This window comes from Salipiger sp. PrR003, from assembly GCF_010500785.1.
Taxonomy (GTDB): Bacteria; Pseudomonadota; Alphaproteobacteria; order Rhodobacterales; family Rhodobacteraceae; genus Salipiger; species Salipiger pacificus_A.
Genome location: NZ_JAAGOV010000061.1, coordinates 1 through 15,804, shown reverse-complemented (window position 1 = coordinate 15,804; position 15,804 = coordinate 1). Strand labels below are relative to the sequence as shown.

Sequence of the window (15,804 nt, the reverse complement as noted above, 5' to 3'; positions counted from 1 at the left end):
GGTGCCCCGGCCAAAGCTGGAGATCGCTGACATCTTTCGCGCCCACGGTCCTGCGTGGCGGCAGGCCAATGCCGGGCATGTCAGCGTCTCCCAGCTGAAGGTGATGTCAGCCATCGAAGCCTGCCGGACCGAGGCGCTCGGCGGGCATGTGGCGGGCTGCGCCAAGTGCGGCCACCATCACATCGCCTACAATTCCTGCAAGAACCGGCACTGTCCGAAGTGCCAGGGGCCTGCGGCGCGCGATTGGATGGCGGCGCGCGCAGAGGACCTGTTGCCCGTGGAGTATTTCCACATCGTCTTCACCCTCCCGGCGGAGATCGCGCAGATCGCCTTCTGGAACAAGAAGGCGGTCTATGGGCTGCTGTTCCGCGCGTCCGCAGAAACGGTGATGACCATTGCAGCCGATCCCAAGCGCCTCGGCGCCAGGGTCGGCATGACCAGCGTCCTGCACACCTGGGGATCGGCCCTGACCCATCACCCCCACATCCACATGATTGTGCCGGGCGGAGGCCTGTCGCCGGACGGCACCCGGTGGGTCGCTTGCAAGCCCGGGTTCTTCCTGCATGTCCGCGTGTTGTCCCGCCTGTTCCGGCGGTTGTTCCTTGACGGGCTGCAGGCCCTGCATCGCGCCGGGGAGCTGGCCTTCTACGGCGATCTCGAACGGCTGGTAGATGCGAATGCCTTTACCGCCTGGCTCGCACCGTTCCGCAAGTCGGAATGGGTTGTCTACGCCAAACCACCCTTCGGCGGCCCCGAAGCGGTGCTCGCCTACCTCAGCCGATACACCCACCGTGTCGCGATCTCCAACACCCGCCTGATCAGCGCCGACGCCGAGACCGTCGCGTTCCGCTGGAAGGACTACCGCATCAAGTCTGGTAACCGGCAAAGGGTCATGCGCCTGTCCACGCCGGAGTTCATCCGCCGGTTCCTGATGCATGTGCTCCCGGACGGCTTCCATCGCATCCGGCACTACGGCCTGCTGGCCAGCGCGACACGCAAGGCCACCATCGAGCGCATCCGCGACCTGCTCGGGCAGCGTACGCCCGAACGGGAAGGGCAGGACACGAGGGAGCCCGCACCTCTCACCCTGCGCGAACCCTGCCCATGCTGCGGCGGCCCGATGCGCATCATCGAAATCTTCCGTCGCGGCCAGAAGCCGATGTCGCGCGCACCACCCCGGGAGCAGGCCGCATGACGAAATGCCCGTCACTGTCACGAACATCACTCCGGTTCTCACGCCTGTTCCGGACCGGCTCAGTCATGGCTCACACGCTCCAGCGCCCGCGAAACGCCGATGAAATGCGCAACTCGAGACCGAATGTCATGACCTCGGCGGTTCAGGGCGCCCTTGGAAACGGTCGACATCCTTCGAGCCGTCAGCCACGCTCCACCGTCACTGGCAACCCCAGCCCACTTTCCCCATAGACAGCGCACGGCCACCGCGGCTTCCACATTGGGAGGATTTCCAACGCGGGCCGACGAACCGCCGCCAGGAAATGTCGCACCACGGCCCGCGCCGAAAATCCTTCACCAATGCGGACTTTGAGTAAAGCTTCGGGTCGCTGCAACGCGCCTCCTCGAAGGAGACATTCGCTGCACGAGCAGAAACTGGCCGGGTTCGAAAATCACAGTACGTGGCACCAAGCAGGCTCCCTGCAAATGGGTTTTTCTGAGACGGTTTCCGCTTTCTGGTGGCTTGCGTTGCTACGGTTGATGAGGTGCTCGAATGCCAACTCGCGGCCAGAAGGTTGTCGTGTTCTCCTATTCAGCCCGTCTTACGTCTCGTAATGCTCGGTTGATCGAATTTTCGGCGTCTTCCAATTCTCGAACTACCCTCTTGATATCACGTTCAATATCAAAATTTTCGGGCAGCGGCAGTTTCTTCAGTTTTCTTTTTGCATCATCAATGCTTGATAGCGCGTTCTTCAAACTTGTTTTTGTCGACATTTTACTTGCCTTTCATTCATGATGTACTGCTGTCATCGATGATTGATTTTCGCTACGGCTGCAATGGCCTCGAACCAGATCTGCGGCGGCGCGGCAGCCCCCACCGTAGCGCGCCAGGCCTGACGGCGTGACCGGCCCTTAGCAGGCTGGGGCGCTTCTATCGTGTTAGATCGTTGCTGGTACTGACGAAGAGCCCTTGGACAGGTTTGGAGCTTGCTCGATGAGTGAGTTGTGCTTCGGCTGTCCGCGGCGGTTTGTGTTTCCGTCCAATAAGGTTTTGCTCCCGCATCGTCCCTTCAGCACGCACAAGCCAGATGGCGCCTTTGATCCGCAAACCTATCCTGAGGGGTAGCGACATCGTCTTCGGTGCCACCTCGACATCCCTCCGCGGGGCTAAGAAAATTGTTCCAGCCAAGCTAAAAGTATTGACCGGCGGCAACAGCGAGTGGTTGGCCAAATAGCGAGGGCGGAGCGATGATCAAGGGTCTCATGAAGTTGGCGGGGTACCGAGTAGAGTATGTCTGCGAGTGGGGCGCTTATGATCGTCGATACGGTGACTTCGAATACCATATGAATTACCCAATCACGCAAGATATGAAGATTGCTCCTCCGTGGGCTGAAAAGCGGGTCGTGCGCACGAGATGACGGCATTCGCGCCGAACACGAGACACGGTGTAGTGTGGGCCAACCGCGGTCGAATGAAGTGGGTCAACCACCAAGAATGCCTCTTGTTCAGAGCCAATTCGCGCAGCGTCAAAATTCACCTATCCAGTCCCGCGCATTCCTACGGAACTCCGAAGGCAGCGCGATCCTATTGAAAAAATAGGTGGGAACCTTTCTCAGGAGATCTTTGGGCCGCTCTTCAAGATGAGGTCTGACATCTATAGCTCCACTGAAATATTCAGAATGTTTTCCTTGTTTGAGCGGAGCTTTCCGAAGATACAGAGTGTATCAGTGTACATTCGGAAGCCATAGCGACGCCCTATGCCTTCCGGCCTACGTAGGAATCGAGTATGAATTTCGCATGTAAAATCATTTCGGCCATTGGCCTCGTTCTTCTTCTTTCTCTGTCAGCTCATGCTGAGACCATAACGCCCGGCGATTCAGCACACCACGTCGGAAGCTCAGTTACTGTCGAAGGTGTTGTTAGCCAGGTTTCGGTCAGCAGTGGGGGGACGATCTTCATAAACTTCGGCGGTCGGTATCCCAATCAAGAGTTCTATGGTGTGATCTTCAAGAGTAATTCGAGGCAATTCTCAGAGGTTCGCGCACTTGAGGGCCAGACTATCGCACTGTCTGGAACGGTCCAGCTCTACAAAGGAAGACCGCAGATCATTCTCCAGAGCCCAAGCCAAATTACGCTTCGGCACTAGTCGCGGTGATTGCTTCCCTGAAGGTGTAAGCAGTTTTCGGGACCTGGAGGTTGCCCGACCTCGAGAGAACGGCAGGGCATACTCATGCACGGTGGCATTCGACCCATGACGACTCTGAAATCGGCTGGGCTCGCTCGGAACTTGCTCTTCCGGTCTGGTCAACCGAGGTCTTTGGCCTAGGTGCAAGGAAAACCTACGAAAGATCGCCGCACCAGTTCAAAGGGAGGGAGCGTTGACTCGACGGTTGGTGAACCTCGGGAGCGGATTCTGGAATATCCGTTGCACCATGAAGGTGGCCGGTGTCATCAACGTCGGGACTCAGGTCTCGATCGTTCGGCTGCAGAGCGGCCGTTTCGTATTCCTCGACAGCTACACGCTGAATGGCGAAATCCGCGAGCTGGTCATGGATCTGACCCAGGATGGCAGTCTGGTGGACGCGGTCCTCAATCTTCACCCGTTCCACACGCTGCACTGCGCTGCCATGGCTCGGGATTTCCCAAAAGCGAAATTCTACGGCTCTGAGCGGCATCATCGTGTCTGCACCTCGGTGCCCTGGGAAGCTGAGCGCGTGGAAAGCGCAGCGGTGGCCGAGCGGTATTCTCGCGATCTCCAGTTTTCGCTGCCGTCGGGCATCCAGTATTTTTCTGAAAATGAGAAGGTGCATGCGGGCTCACTCCTGGCATTTCATCCGGCCAGCGGGTCTCTGCACGTCGATGACACGCTGAATGTTCTGCCTGTGCCAGGAGCTCTGCGGGGGTACGTGCCGCGGCTCGTCCTGCATCCCACGCTAGGGGCGGCGATGAATGCCGAGGACGGTGCTGAAGAGAAGTTCTGCCGCTGGCTAGAGGAAATCGGTGCGCGATGGTGCGGCACGAAGTCCGTCTGCGCCGCACACAATGGGGTCGTACGTTTTGCTGAGGGCGATTTCGAGCAGGTCATGCGCGGTCTCGCAGCACGAACCCGGAAAAAGACAGCTGCCTAGCCTTGCCCCAGGCCCGCGCTGCAGACCGCGCTAGATGCCCATGACCCGCAATTCGGTGGCGGAGTCCGGGATGACGAAGGTGCCGTCCGCGTTCGCCTCGACCTTGCGCCCGTTGCCCAGAACATAGCGTTGGTGGGTTCCATCAGATTGCCTGAACACGGTGACGGCGCGGCCGACCACGTCTTCGCATTCCATGATTTGGATGTTGATCCATTCGGCTGACATGTCTTCCTCCAGCGCAGTGTTGCCGTCGCTCGATGTCTTGCCTGTAGCAGTGTTCTGCTTTCTTCCACCGTCGACGATCGAGCCCAGTCTCGGCAAGGGGAGATTTCAACCTCAGGCAGATTGAGCTAGCTTCTGCCCGAGACTTGTCGTGTGAATAGAGGCCGAAAGTGGGGCGTGGCAAGTCAAGTGTTCGTCATTTGTTCTTGTGCGCGTAAGGGAAATTATGTTTTATATACGCTTCCAAGGTTCGCGCGAAGCCGCTAGATCGCGAGGTCTGATACTGGGTCTCAGGGCCTTCATGCCACATCAGTAAGCTGTGTTTCCTGCTTACAGTTTTGCTAGGGTCAGGACAGTAAATGACGAGAGCCGCGAGGGCGATGGCTGAGAGGAACACCTTGGGGCATCGGTCATAGCGGGTCGCGACGCGCCTCCAGTCCTTGAGCCTGCCGAACATGATCTCGATGCGGTTGCGCCGCTTGTATCTGCGCTTGTCATATTTGACCGGCGTCTTGCGTTTCTTCCGGCCTGGGATGCAGGCGCGTATCCTTTGTCCTGCAACGCTTCTCTGAACCAGTCAGCGTCATAGCCACGATCCCCGAGTAGCCATTTGACGTTTGGTAGGCGACTGAGCAGCGCCCGTGCGCAGATGGCGTGCAGCTTGGTGTTCATACCGCCTTTGGTTCGACCAATCAGGCGACCAAGCACTGGTAGGAGTGGGCTCGGAAGGCCCGATCGCTGCGGTCAGTACTGACACCCGGTTCGAGGAGCATGACCACCCGCCGAACCGGCGCTGTACTCCTCAACGGCGGACAAAGCCGACCTTCGACGAACGGCAACTTTCGGTGCGCGGCAGAAACGATGGTTTTTGAACACGGGCTGCGGCGAACCCGCGCCCATTTGCCGACTGAGCGTCAATCAAACGTCGGGCTATGGGGGCCATAGAAAGCAGCCGCTCCGGGTGGAGGCGCGCCGCTTCCCTGCCCTTGACAGCTTCGGCGAAAAGGCGCTCTCGCCCGCCATCCATCCGAGAATGCGCCGGAACATTGCGCCCTACCTGCCCGTTTTACCGGACACATCAGGAGGAGATGTCACAATGCATGAGAACTCGACAATGATTTCGTCCAACAAGGTCAACGGCACGGCGGTCTATTACCGCACCGGCGAGCACATCGGCACGATCGACCACCTCACCATCGACAAGGCGAGCGGCAAGGTGGCCTAGGCGGTGATGGGCTTCGGCGGTTTTCTGGGGATGGGTGAAGACCACCACCCGATCCCCTGGGTCAAGCTGAGCTACGACACCAGCCGTGGCGGCTATGTGACCGACATCACGTCCGAGCAGCTGGAGGGCGCGACGGGACGACTGGCACCGCAACCGCGACTGGGAGGCCCGCACGCACGACTACTACGGCGTGCCAAACTACTGGGTTTGAATAGACCCCCAACCAGGAGCAGAAAACGCGTGGGCCCGGCCGCGAGACCGGGCCCTGGCATTCTTGAATGCTGCCCGTTTGAGAGACGCGCTACACTGCGAGGTGTCATCCAAGGCAACTCATCAGCCCTCGCCCTCGTCGAGCCGGTCCACCGCCCACCCTACGCTGAAGCCGTGTAGCACCGTCGACAGAACGATCACTAGCGACACCAACGACCAGATTTCGGCCTCATTAGCAAATTCCACATGGCTCGCCGCATAGGCGAGGTAGTAGATCGAGCCGATCCCCCGCACACCGTATATGGCCATCACGGCTCGGTCGCGCCAGCCGATGCCCGTGCCCAGAAGCGCCAGCCAACCCGCCAGCGGCCGGACGATCAGCAGCAGGAGCAGCGCCACGACAAGATGCGTCCAGGTCAGGTCCGCAAAGAGGCGCGGCAGGGCACTGCCCAGAGCCACCAACAGCACCGCCGTCAGTGCATGTTCGATGCTCTCCGAGAAGCCGTGCAACCGGCGGTGAAAAACATGGTCCCTCTCCACCCGGCGAAGCGTGAGCCCCATGACTGCAACTGCGATGAAGCCGTAGCCCTCGACAAGTTCGGTCGAGCCGTAGCAGAGCACGATGCCTGCCAGTGCCAGCACGCCGGCGGCGGTGTCGGCCAAAACCGCGCCGCGCGGGACTGAAAACAGAATGATCCCCAGCAGCCGCGCGCCGAGCCAGCCGGCCCCCGCCCCGACCACGGTCCGGTAGAGCACGTCCCGCAGCAGCCACTCGGCCCCCCATGTCGCCGGTGTCAGCCCTTCTGCCGCGACGAGCAGGCCAAGGTAGACAAAGGGGAACGCCAGCCCGTCGTTCAGCCCCGCCTCGGTGGTCAAGGCAAAGCGCACGGGATGCTCCTGACCCTGCTGCGGCGGGCCTACCTGCACGTCGGAGGCCAGTACCGGGTCGGTCGGCGCCAGCACTGCTCCCAACAGGATCGCCCCCGCCAGCGTCAGTCCGACAAGCCCGGTGCCGAGCCAAGCCACAGCCATGATCGTCAGCGGCATGGCGATCCCCAAGAGCCGCCAGGTGGGGCGCCAGCGCCGCCAGGTTCCGAGCTCGTCGATGCGCATGCCCGCACCGAAGAGGGCGACAATCACCGCCATCTCGCTCATCAGCTCCCAAGGGAGCGGGCTCTGCCGCGGATCGGGCATCGGCGCGGCGCCAGGAAACAGCAGCGCTGCCCCGGCCCCGAAGAGGATCATCAAAGGCGCCGCTGCGGGTTCTCGCCGGGAGACCAGGCGCGGCAGCCATTGCGCAAGGATGACGATAAGCCCGCCGATCGCCAGCGTGAGGTGATAGGGCGCAAGCTCGAAAAAAGGCTCGGAGGTCATCGAGGGGGTCCTGAGTGAGGCATCGCATTGTCATGAACGCCTCAGGAGCCCATTCGTGTCCCGCCAAGCGAGCCTCTTGCCTCATTTCTTTCCACGAGAACGAGCCTGAGATGAACTGGTAGCAGCGTTTGGGGTTGCCTTCTCCCGGCCTCAGCCTCCTCATGCGTCGTGACAAGCTGGATCGCGTTGGCGTCATACTGGATGTCCAACTGGCCATAGTCGACCGCGATATTCCTTTCGCCGATTCCGAGGATGGCGCCCACGCTCAGGACCACGGCTGTGATCTGTCCGTCCTCGATGCGACAAAATTCTTTATACTCCGATTGTATCGCTCGAAGCGCCGCCGGGATCCCGTCCCCCGATTTGCGCTCAAGTCCGGAAAGCTCCCGAAATCGCCAAGGCAGCGATGCGGGAAGTTTTTGGAGTTATGCCCAGGACCCCTGAGAAGACCATCCATGGAGATGGAGCCTGTTTCGAAAACGGGATCAAGCTGTACAGAGCAACAAGCCACATCAAATTCGTGAAATCCGAAGGTTTGAATATCTAAGAAATCGAATGGAATCTACTGGGACGGGCAGAGGTCAGGATAATCTAAATTTCTGCAATGTTTCATGACATACGAAATGAGATAAGCCGGAGTTCCAAAACCGTTGGGAACCCTGGCTCCTGATCTACGTTTGAGGTGTAGCTCATTCAGGAGGCCTTGCCTTGGAGAGAGAATTGACACGGTGCTCTGAGTCGTTTGGCGAGGGACCAGAACGCGACGGGCCTGTTGCTGTTGCGCTGAGAGCTCTCAGAAAGGGAGCATCCAAGGAGGATGTAGTCCGGCAACTCACTGCAGCGATCTCCAAGGTTGATCTTCTTCCGGAAACTCTCGCTCTGGCTCTTCGCGATACTGCTCGTGAGGATCTCTCAATTGCGCGACTCGTTGAAGGTCATGCCAATGCTCTGCAACTTGCCAGAAGCTATGGCAAGGCAGCGTTCAAGTGCAAGATTGAGGCGGAAGCGGCAAATGGAACCATATTAGGTGTTTGGGGAGCAGATGTGCCATCAACCCCTGTCTCGGCAACCGGCGGTGGCAGGCTCTCTGGGGCTAAACGTTTTGCATCCGGGCTTGGGGTCGTAGATTTAGCGTTCGTCACCGCGGGTGCAGGTAGCGAACAGCAGCTCTTCGTCATTGATGCGTCGCAGAGCCAGCGTCACGATCACGGGTCGTGGCACATGGTGGGCATGCAGGCATCCCAATCGGGAACATTCCTCTGTGAAGGACTGGACGGTGAACCACTTGGGTCTGCCGGCGACTATACTAGGGAACCACATTTCGCGGGCGGCACCTGGCGCATAGCGGCTGTCTCTCTGGGGGGCATCGTGGGCTTGCTGGATCGCTGCAGTGCGGTCCTGCGCGAGCGCGGTCAGTTCGCCGCAGAGGGGCACCTCTACCGGCTTACCCCTGTGACACTTAGAGCAGTGTTGGCATGGCCTGCGGTACTGCGCGCGGCGCGCATCGCCGAGGGGGCCGCCGGGGCTGGATCGCCCGATCGGGCCGCAACTATCTCCATTGGCACACGGTTGCTCACCGAGGAGCTCGGGCAAGACACCATTTCGGCAGCCGAGCGCTCCGTAGGGCTTGCCATGTTTGCCGACGACAATGCCACCGGACGCTATGCCCGCGACCTTGCGTGCTACCTCCGGCAAGCGGCGCGTGATGCCTTCATGCTTGGCGCAGGGCGCGCGATGCTCGGACAGCCGAACGGGCTTGCGGGGTGGCTCGATGATCCCTTCTGAGCATCATTGCAATTCCCGAGAGATCACCGCCGCAGAACTGGCCGGGCAGCGCGCGATCGTCGTGCTTGCACCGCACCCCGATGACGAGGCGCTCGGGTGCGGCGGCCTGCTTGCCCATGCGTTCGCGAGCACTGGCGCGCATGTGGTCCAGATGACCGACGGTGCGGCCTCGCACCCCCGTTCAACCCAATGGACCCCGGAGCGACGCGCCGAGCTGCGGGCGCATGAACTGTTGGTCTCGGTACGAGAGCTCGGAGGCACCGAGAAGGACATCACCAGGCTCGATCTTCCCGATGCAGGGATGACCTCGCAGGCTCTACCATTTCTGTCGCTCGCCCAAGACGTTGCTTGCCTCATGTCCCGGCTTGGGGCGCGCACGTTGCTGGCCACGGCGCCGACCGATCCCCATTGCGACCATCAGGCCACCGCCGCTATTGCCCGCCTTGCTGCGCGGCTCTCGGGGGCGCGTTTGCTCTATTACCCCGTCTGGTCGCGCTGGAAGGTGCCCGACTTTCGACAGCGCCTCGCGCCAATGCAAGAGTATCGGTTCGACACCTCATCCGTGCGTCGCAGCAAAGCCCGCGCCATCGCGGCGCATCGCAGCCAGCACGGTGAGATCATTTTGGACGACTCAGAAGGATTCAAGCTGGACCCTGCCTTCGTCCAAATGTTCGTCGAAGCCGATGAAATCTTCTTCGAAGAGCTAGCATCATGACCGCCGTGGCTCTCAACCATCTTACCGCTCTTTACGCCGCCGACGACGATCCGTGGAGCTTCCGCAGCAGCCTCTACGAACAAGAGAAGTTCCGCGCGACCTGCGAGGCTCTTCCGCGAGCGGGGTACCGCTCGGCGCTCGAACTCGGATGCGGAAATGGCGAGCTTGCGCGTCACATCGCGCCCCGCTGCAATCATTACACCGGCGTCGATGCCGTCGAGACAGCCCTGAAGGCAGCCCAGCGTACGGTGCCGCAAGGTCGCTTCCTGCGGAGCTTCCTGCCCGCGCCGTTACCGAACGGTGCGCATGACCTCATCCTGCTGTCGGAAATCCTCTACTTCCTCGACGCTCCGGGGATCCGCAGCCTCGCCATGCAAATCGATAAGGCATGGCCCACGGCAGACGTGCTATGCGTCACATGGCTCGGGCCAAGCGGTAACACCCTGCAAGGTGCCGAGGCGCTGGCGTTTTACCGCGCCGCCAGCCGGCGCCGCTTCGCCTGCCAGCGCCAAACTGCGGATTACCGCATTGATCTTGCGGCTGGCCCCGCATGAGCCGCCTGAGTGTTACGGTCGTTAATGCGCACGCCTTCGCCGAATTAGGCACCGTCATCGTGGTCCCCGCGCGTAACGAAGAAGAGCGCATCGGCGACTGCCTGTCCCACCTCTTCGCGCAGGATGCTCCCATTCCAGCAGGGATCGTCCTTTGCGTGAACAACACCACCGACGAGACCGCTGCTCGCACCCTTGCGCAAGCACGCAGCCGTCGCCGTCCGCTGATCCTTGTTGAGGCGACCTTTGCCAGTGGTGGCGTCGGACGAGCCCGGCGCCTCGGCCACCGGATCGCCATGCGCGCCGCGCCGCAGGCCACCGTCTTCCTGTCGACCGACGCAGATTGCCTGCCCGCGCCCTGCTGGCAGCGCGAAATGGAAGCTGTACTGGCACGCGCGCCCGCCGTGCTGGGGCGGATCGACGTCTGCGGGCGGGAGCTTGCCTCCTTTCCCGCGAGCGTTCTGCTGCGCCAGCGTCAGGAAAACGCCTTCGCCGCGCTGGCCATGGAGTTCGAGCGGCTCATGGACCCGGCTGGGCCCGACGGTATCGGCCTTAACACCGCCGGCGGCGCCAACCTCGGGTTCCGCCGCGCGGCCTACCGCAGCGTCGGCGGCTACCGCCCTCTTGAAACCGGCGAAGACCGCGACATCATCAACCGGGTGCGCGCAGCCGGATTCCGCCCTCTTCGCGCCGAAAACGCGGTGGTGCTGGCCTCCATGCGCCGCGATGGGCGTGCTCCCGGGGGCATGGCCGATGAGATCGTCGCTCGTTTCCGTCATGGAGATTGCAGCGTAGATAGCGCACTCGCCCCATTTGAGGTGATGGTGGCACGTCACCTTGGGCACAATGCCGTCGCGCCCCGTCTCACCCTGGCAGGTGCGCGCGGTGATCTTCAGGCTCTTCAGAGCTGCGTAGAGGCCTTGCGGTTGCTCGCTTGTGTAGAAAGCCGTCGGCGCTACCTAGCCGGCCTAACGCCATTGAGCCCGGTACTGGCCGCGCCCTTGGCCACGCGTGGCGCCTCTCGCAAAGATAATCGGTAAGGATGGAACTGCGGCAAACTGTCGCGGGTTGTAAAGGCAATGACGGCGCGCACCGCCGCTCCATGCAAACCGAAGGAGGCAAGGATGACCGATCCTTCCAACGACACTCCGACGACACCTGCCGCAGAAAGTGCCGCGCGCGAGGTGCGCGACGATCTCCGGACCAAAGCCCGTGATACGGCAGAGGAAGTGAAAGAGCGTGCCAGCGGCTTCGAGGAAGACCAGCGCAGCCATGTGGCAGACGAGGTTTCGGACGTCTCGAACGCGCTTCGCAAAGCCGCCGAGGAGATGCGCAGCGGCTCTCCGCAGGAGCGGACCATGTCGCAGATCGCCACGACCCTGGCGGATGCATCGGAGTCAATTCGAGACAAAGACCTAGGCGAAATGGCAAGCGGCCTTTCGGACTTCGCGCGTCGCAACCCGATCGCTTATCTCGGCGGTGCCGCAGTTCTCGGTCTTGCCGCCGCGCGTTTCGCCAAGGCCGGCAAGAGCGGAGGCCGTTCGGGCCCGGCACCGGAGCCCGCGCCGCGCCCTGCGTCACCGACCAGCCCTGTGGATGCGGCCCGCGCCCGCGATCTTCCGGCGCAACCTACACCAACACCGACCGCGGCGAGCCCTGCCACCCCAGCGTATCACCGCCCGGAAGCGGAGGACATTTGATGCCGACCGAACAGACAACCGGAACCACCAATCTGGTGAGCAACATTATCGCACATGTCACCACGCTGGTGCGTAAGGAAATGGAACTGGCGCGCGCCGAGCTGGGCGAGAACCTCAACGGTGCCGCGACGGCGGTGGGCGTGATTGTCGCTGGCGTGGTCTTCACACTTGTCGGCCTCAACGTCATTGCGGCCGCGCTGGTGGCCGCTCTGACCGCAGCAGGCATTCATCCTTTCTGGTCTGCCGTGATCGTCGGCGGCGTCGCCCTCGTTGCAGCGCTGATCATGATCAAGGGCGGGATGAGCAAGCTCAAGGCAAGCAGCCTTGCGCCGACCCGCACCACCGAGAACGTCCGTCGCGACGTGTCCGCAATCAGGGAGACGACCAATGGCTAATCGCAAAACGGCGGCAGAAATCGAGCGCGAAATCGAACGTGAGCGCGAGGGCTTGACCGCTTCCGTCTCTGAACTCCAGAGCCGTTTTTCGGCAGACGAAATCGTGGCACAGGTGGGCCGCCACCTGCAGACCCACGGCAGCGAGATGGGACAGGCGTTCTCGAAGTCGGCCAAGCAAAACCCCATCGGGCTCACGCTGACCGCCGCCGGACTCGCGTGGATGGTCTTCGGTCGCTCCTATGATGACGAGGATAAGCGTCTAGCGGGGGACCCTCTGAGCCGCCAAATCCGCAAGGGCCGCCGGGCGGCCCGCGCTGAAAGCGCGTCGGCTGGACCGGACTGGGCCACCCGTAAGCCGGGCTACGGCACCAGCTACCGTCCAAGCTACTACGATGATCTGCACCTTGATGACGGGGAGGAGAGCGAGACCTTCGGTGACCGCGTCGATCGCACGCAAGCTCGACTGAAGGCGGGCTTCGAGGCGGGTCGCCAAAACGCGGCCGCCACCGCAGGCGAAGCGCGCGCCAAGGTCGGAGAGGCCGGAAGCGCTGCACGCGACTCCATCTCGGCGAAGTCGGCTCAGGCGCAGTCGGTGCTTGAAGACGGCTACGGTCGCATCACCGCGGGGACCGAACGCATGTCGGAAAGCGCCCGGCGCCGTGTCATCGAAGCCCGCGAACGCGCGCTGATCGCCCGCGAGCGTGCAGGTAAGGGAGTGCAACGAGCCGGTGCAAGCGCCGCCGATTTCTTCGGCGAGCATCCCCTTGTTGCAGGCGCCCTTGCCATCGCGGCCGGTGCCGCCCTCGGCGGAGCGGCACCGCGCACCAAAGCCGAGGACGGCCTCATGGGCGAGTACAGCGAAGCGTTGTTCGCCGAGGCTGAAGCGATCTTCCACGAGGAGCGAGACAAGCTTGCAGCGGTTGCCGATGCCGCCCTCGACGAGGGTCAAAGCATCGCCCGCGGGGCGCGCACAGAGGCTGATGAGCGCACTCCCGGCGACAAGCCCGCCGAGCACGCACTTGCAGACGCCGTGAAATCTGCCGGCGAGCGCATCGAGGATCGGGTACGGGACGAAGCGGAGGCGCAGAAGCTGGGCCGTCCGCACGTGACCTCGGACACGCCGAAATCGGATACGCCGAAGCAGGGCTGAAATCAGCTGACCGAGACTTCGCGCCGGTGCCGGGGTGGCACCTGCGCGACTTTGATATGATCAAGGATGAGTGGATGCCAAACGATGGATCCTTTGCCACACGGCCACGCCAGATCAGCTTGACCGGCTGGAAAGCCATCGCGATGCGCGTGAAATCCGAGTTGGCTGCAGACCGGATCAGCTTGGTTTCAGCGGGTGTCGCATTCTATGCGCTGATGGCAATCTTCCCCGCAATCACAGCCCTCATGGCGATCGCCGGGCTGTTCATCACCCCCGCCGACGTCACTGCACAGATCCAGCAGATTACCGAGGTGCTGCCGCAGCGTGCCGCCGAGATCCTGATAGAGCAGGCCAAATCTGTCGCGGGGTCGCAGAGCGGGGGTCTTGGACTTGCGGCTGTTCTGGGCGTGCTACTTGCGCTCTATTCCGCCTCGCAAGGCGTCGCCCATCTGATCGAGGGGCTGAACGTCGCCTATGACGAAACCGAAGAGCGCGGCTTCATCCGCCTCAAGCTGACCACACTGTCGCTCACGCTGCTGCTGATTGCCGGACTTCTCCTGGCCATCGGGGCGCTCGTCGTTCTGCCCGGGATGCTCGCGATTTTCGAGCTTGGTCCAGCGCTCGAAGCCTTTGCGTCGTGGGCGCGTTGGGGCGTGCTGCTCCTGCTGATCGTTTCCGGCATAGGGCTGATCTATCGGTTCGGCCCCTCCCGAAAGGCGGCAGATTGGGCATGGATCACCCCCGGCGCCCTCGTCGCCTGCCTGCTGTGGCTCGCCGGGTCGCTCGCCTTCTCTCTCTACGCCGAGCATTTTGGGTCCTACCAAGAAACTTTCGGATCACTGGCTGGCGTTATCATCTTGTTGTTCTGGTTGTGGATTTCGGCTTACGTGATTCTGCTGGGCGCCGAGATCAATGCCGAGATGGAGGCGCAGACGAGCCATGACACGACCACCGCCAAGGACATGCCGCGCGGCGTGCGCGGGGCGGTGAAGGCCGACGAGTTCAGGGGCAGCGGTGAACGCTAACGCCCATGACCTGAGCGGATCGGCTTTGCACTCCCGAGCCTGAATTCTGTTGGGATTTAGCCGGCTGCTGAAAAACTCCGACCTCGACGCCCCTCGCGGAACATGATTCACCGCAACAACGGCGAGGACGGAGGTGGCGATGCGTGGATCGGACAAGGTGACGGGATCGCTGTTCAGCTATGTCGATCTCGAGGAGCGCATCCCGTCCCGGCATCCGCTGCGCAAGATCAGGTCCGTGGTCAACGATGCGCTGCGCTCCTTGGATGCCGATTTCGATCGGCTCTACGCGCATGAGGGTCGCCCCTCGATCGCACCGGAGCGGCTGATCAGGGCCAGCCTGCTGCAGATCCTCTATTCGATCCGATCGGAGCGGCAACTCATGGAACAGATGGACTACAACCTGTTGTTCCGTTGGTTCGTGGGCCTCGGGATCGTCGACGCGGTGTGGGTTCCTACGGTGTTCACGAAGAACCGCGACCGGCTGCTGACCACGGATATGTCCCGTAGCCGCCGGTGAAGCCATGCTCATCGCGAAGCCGCTCGAATACCCGCTTCGCCGTGTGCCGTTGCTTTCGATGGACCTCGCGATCCCCTTCCAGCCAGCCATCGATGATCTCGGTGAACCCATCCAGCTTCGGCCGCTTCACCGGCGCCGTCCGCCGGTATCCAGGCGGAACCGAGAACGCCAACATCTTCCGAACGCTGTCGCGGGAAACCCCAAACTGACGCGCAGCCTCGCGCTGGCTCATGCCTTCTGAACAAGCCAGGCGAACCTTCCGATACAAATCCACGGTGAAAATCCTCCCGCCCTCCCTGTCGCCAGAAAGGGTAAAGGTGCACGACTTTTGCGCCGCCCGCAGCGGGCTCATCCCGCCGCTACCGTGGTCGACTTTCTCACCGCCGTTCTCAGCGCTTCGATCTCGGCCTCCATAATGCGCTCGGCTGCAAAGGCCAGCATCTCGCGCACGAGATCGCCATCAGCCTGCTTCTCAACCCGCTCCATCAGAGCCATTCTGTCGTCGGTCATCGTCATCTCCGTCTCAGGTTTCAGGTGTCGCAACCCAAACCTACTCCGAAGATCGACGATGAACGCCAGCCTCGCGATCAGCGACGCTCGCGGCTTCCTACACCACGACGCGGGGCACTATCG

The 15,804-nt window shown here is 61.9% G+C and carries 13 protein-coding genes and 4 pseudogenes; 12 read left to right on the top strand and 5 right to left on the bottom strand.

Going from position 1 to position 15,804, the window contains the following annotated elements:
* Position 1 precedes the first annotated feature (1 nt).
* Positions 2 to 1,195: an IS91 family transposase gene (locus G0D83_RS21960; RefSeq protein WP_164196798.1), complete on the top strand. Its 1,194-nt coding sequence runs from the start codon at positions 2 to 4 to the stop codon at positions 1,193 to 1,195.
* A 2,411-nt stretch (positions 1,196 to 3,606) separates the two neighbouring features.
* A complete protein-coding gene (locus G0D83_RS21955) occupies positions 3,607 to 4,302 on the top strand; it encodes a hypothetical protein (RefSeq protein ID WP_235958166.1) in 696 nt (231 codons plus the stop codon).
* A 30-nt stretch (positions 4,303 to 4,332) separates the two neighbouring features.
* Here G0D83_RS21955 and G0D83_RS21950 read toward each other — a convergent pair whose 3' ends face one another.
* Together G0D83_RS21950 and G0D83_RS21945 are read right to left on the bottom strand one after the other, a co-directional pair.
* Positions 4,333 to 4,527 carry an MHC class I heavy chain gene (locus tag G0D83_RS21950; protein WP_164196796.1) on the bottom strand — a complete coding sequence of 65 codons (195 nt, stop codon included), beginning with the start codon at positions 4,525 to 4,527 and terminating at the stop codon, positions 4,333 to 4,335.
* A gap of 352 nt (positions 4,528 to 4,879) precedes the next feature.
* Positions 4,880 to 5,226 (bottom strand): annotated as a pseudogene (locus G0D83_RS21945) (transposase); the annotation flags it as partial.
* 394 nt (positions 5,227 to 5,620) lie between these two features.
* On the opposite strand from G0D83_RS21945, the pseudogene G0D83_RS21940 reads away from it, so the two are divergent.
* Positions 5,621 to 5,960: pseudogene (locus G0D83_RS21940) on the top strand (PRC-barrel domain-containing protein).
* 122 nt (positions 5,961 to 6,082) lie between these two features.
* Here the strand turns inward: G0D83_RS21940 and G0D83_RS21935 are convergent.
* A complete protein-coding gene (locus G0D83_RS21935; RefSeq protein ID WP_164196795.1) occupies positions 6,083 to 7,333 on the bottom strand; it encodes a sodium:proton antiporter in 1,251 nt (416 codons plus the stop codon).
* Positions 7,334 to 8,041: 708 nt separating this feature from the next.
* On the opposite strand from G0D83_RS21935, the gene G0D83_RS21930 reads away from it, so the two are divergent.
* The 9 genes and pseudogenes from G0D83_RS21930 to G0D83_RS21890 form a co-directional block, all read left to right on the top strand.
* Positions 8,042 to 9,118 carry an acyl-CoA dehydrogenase family protein gene (locus G0D83_RS21930; protein WP_235940266.1) on the top strand — a complete coding sequence of 359 codons (1,077 nt, stop codon included), beginning with the start codon at positions 8,042 to 8,044 and terminating at the stop codon, positions 9,116 to 9,118.
* Positions 9,105 to 9,833 carry a PIG-L deacetylase family protein gene (locus G0D83_RS21925; protein ID WP_164196794.1) on the top strand — a complete coding sequence of 243 codons (729 nt, stop codon included), beginning with the start codon at positions 9,105 to 9,107 and terminating at the stop codon, positions 9,831 to 9,833. Before G0D83_RS21930 ends, G0D83_RS21925 begins: the two co-directional genes overlap by 14 nt.
* A complete protein-coding gene (locus G0D83_RS21920) occupies positions 9,830 to 10,387 on the top strand; it encodes a class I SAM-dependent methyltransferase (protein WP_164196793.1) in 558 nt (185 codons plus the stop codon). The genes G0D83_RS21925 and G0D83_RS21920 overlap by 4 nt, the downstream gene beginning before the upstream one ends.
* Positions 10,384 to 11,424 carry a glycosyltransferase family 2 protein gene (locus G0D83_RS21915; protein ID WP_164196792.1) on the top strand — a complete coding sequence of 347 codons (1,041 nt, stop codon included), beginning with the start codon at positions 10,384 to 10,386 and terminating at the stop codon, positions 11,422 to 11,424. Before G0D83_RS21920 ends, G0D83_RS21915 begins: the two co-directional genes overlap by 4 nt.
* 84 nt (positions 11,425 to 11,508) lie before the next feature.
* Complete coding sequence (locus tag G0D83_RS21910) at positions 11,509 to 12,084, top strand: hypothetical protein (RefSeq protein WP_164196791.1); 576 nt, start codon at positions 11,509 to 11,511, stop codon at positions 12,082 to 12,084.
* Positions 12,084 to 12,479 (top strand): phage holin family protein, encoded by a 396-nt coding sequence (locus G0D83_RS21905; RefSeq protein ID WP_164196790.1) that lies wholly within the window; start codon positions 12,084 to 12,086, stop codon positions 12,477 to 12,479. Before G0D83_RS21910 ends, G0D83_RS21905 begins: the two co-directional genes overlap by 1 nt.
* Positions 12,472 to 13,629: a DUF3618 domain-containing protein gene (locus tag G0D83_RS21900; RefSeq protein ID WP_164196789.1), complete on the top strand. Its 1,158-nt coding sequence runs from the start codon at positions 12,472 to 12,474 to the stop codon at positions 13,627 to 13,629. Before G0D83_RS21905 ends, G0D83_RS21900 begins: the two co-directional genes overlap by 8 nt.
* A gap of 56 nt (positions 13,630 to 13,685) precedes the next feature.
* Positions 13,686 to 14,654, top strand: a complete 969-nt coding sequence (locus G0D83_RS21895; protein ID WP_235940058.1) for a YihY/virulence factor BrkB family protein — start codon at positions 13,686 to 13,688, stop codon at positions 14,652 to 14,654.
* 139 nt (positions 14,655 to 14,793) lie between these two features.
* A pseudogene (locus G0D83_RS21890) lies at positions 14,794 to 15,159 on the top strand (transposase); the annotation flags it as partial.
* Here the strand turns inward: G0D83_RS21890 and G0D83_RS21885 are convergent.
* A pseudogene (locus tag G0D83_RS21885) lies at positions 15,158 to 15,403 on the bottom strand (IS21 family transposase); the annotation flags it as partial. The pseudogenes G0D83_RS21890 and G0D83_RS21885 overlap by 2 nt on opposite strands.
* A 116-nt stretch (positions 15,404 to 15,519) precedes the next feature.
* Positions 15,520 to 15,681, bottom strand: coding sequence for a hypothetical protein (locus tag G0D83_RS21880; RefSeq protein ID WP_164196788.1), 162 nt, complete (start codon positions 15,679 to 15,681; stop codon positions 15,520 to 15,522).
* Positions 15,682 to 15,804 lie beyond the last annotated feature (123 nt).

Coding starts and splice junctions, on each gene's coding strand:
- G0D83_RS21895 (WP_235940058.1), top strand. CDS start 13,686: ATGATCAAGGATGAGTGGATGCCAAACGATGGATCCTTTGCCACACGG.
- G0D83_RS21950 (WP_164196796.1), bottom strand. CDS start 4,527: ATGTCAGCCGAATGGATCAACATCCAAATCATGGAATGCGAAGACGTG.
- G0D83_RS21900 (WP_164196789.1), top strand. CDS start 12,472: ATGGCTAATCGCAAAACGGCGGCAGAAATCGAGCGCGAAATCGAACGT.
- G0D83_RS21905 (WP_164196790.1), top strand. CDS start 12,084: ATGCCGACCGAACAGACAACCGGAACCACCAATCTGGTGAGCAACATT.
- G0D83_RS21920 (WP_164196793.1), top strand. CDS start 9,830: ATGACCGCCGTGGCTCTCAACCATCTTACCGCTCTTTACGCCGCCGAC.
- G0D83_RS21880 (WP_164196788.1), bottom strand. CDS start 15,681: ATGACCGACGACAGAATGGCTCTGATGGAGCGGGTTGAGAAGCAGGCT.
- G0D83_RS21935 (WP_164196795.1), bottom strand. CDS start 7,333: ATGACCTCCGAGCCTTTTTTCGAGCTTGCGCCCTATCACCTCACGCTG.
- G0D83_RS21910 (WP_164196791.1), top strand. CDS start 11,509: ATGACCGATCCTTCCAACGACACTCCGACGACACCTGCCGCAGAAAGT.
- G0D83_RS21925 (WP_164196794.1), top strand. CDS start 9,105: ATGATCCCTTCTGAGCATCATTGCAATTCCCGAGAGATCACCGCCGCA.
- G0D83_RS21915 (WP_164196792.1), top strand. CDS start 10,384: ATGAGCCGCCTGAGTGTTACGGTCGTTAATGCGCACGCCTTCGCCGAA.
- G0D83_RS21955 (WP_235958166.1), top strand. CDS start 3,607: ATGAAGGTGGCCGGTGTCATCAACGTCGGGACTCAGGTCTCGATCGTT.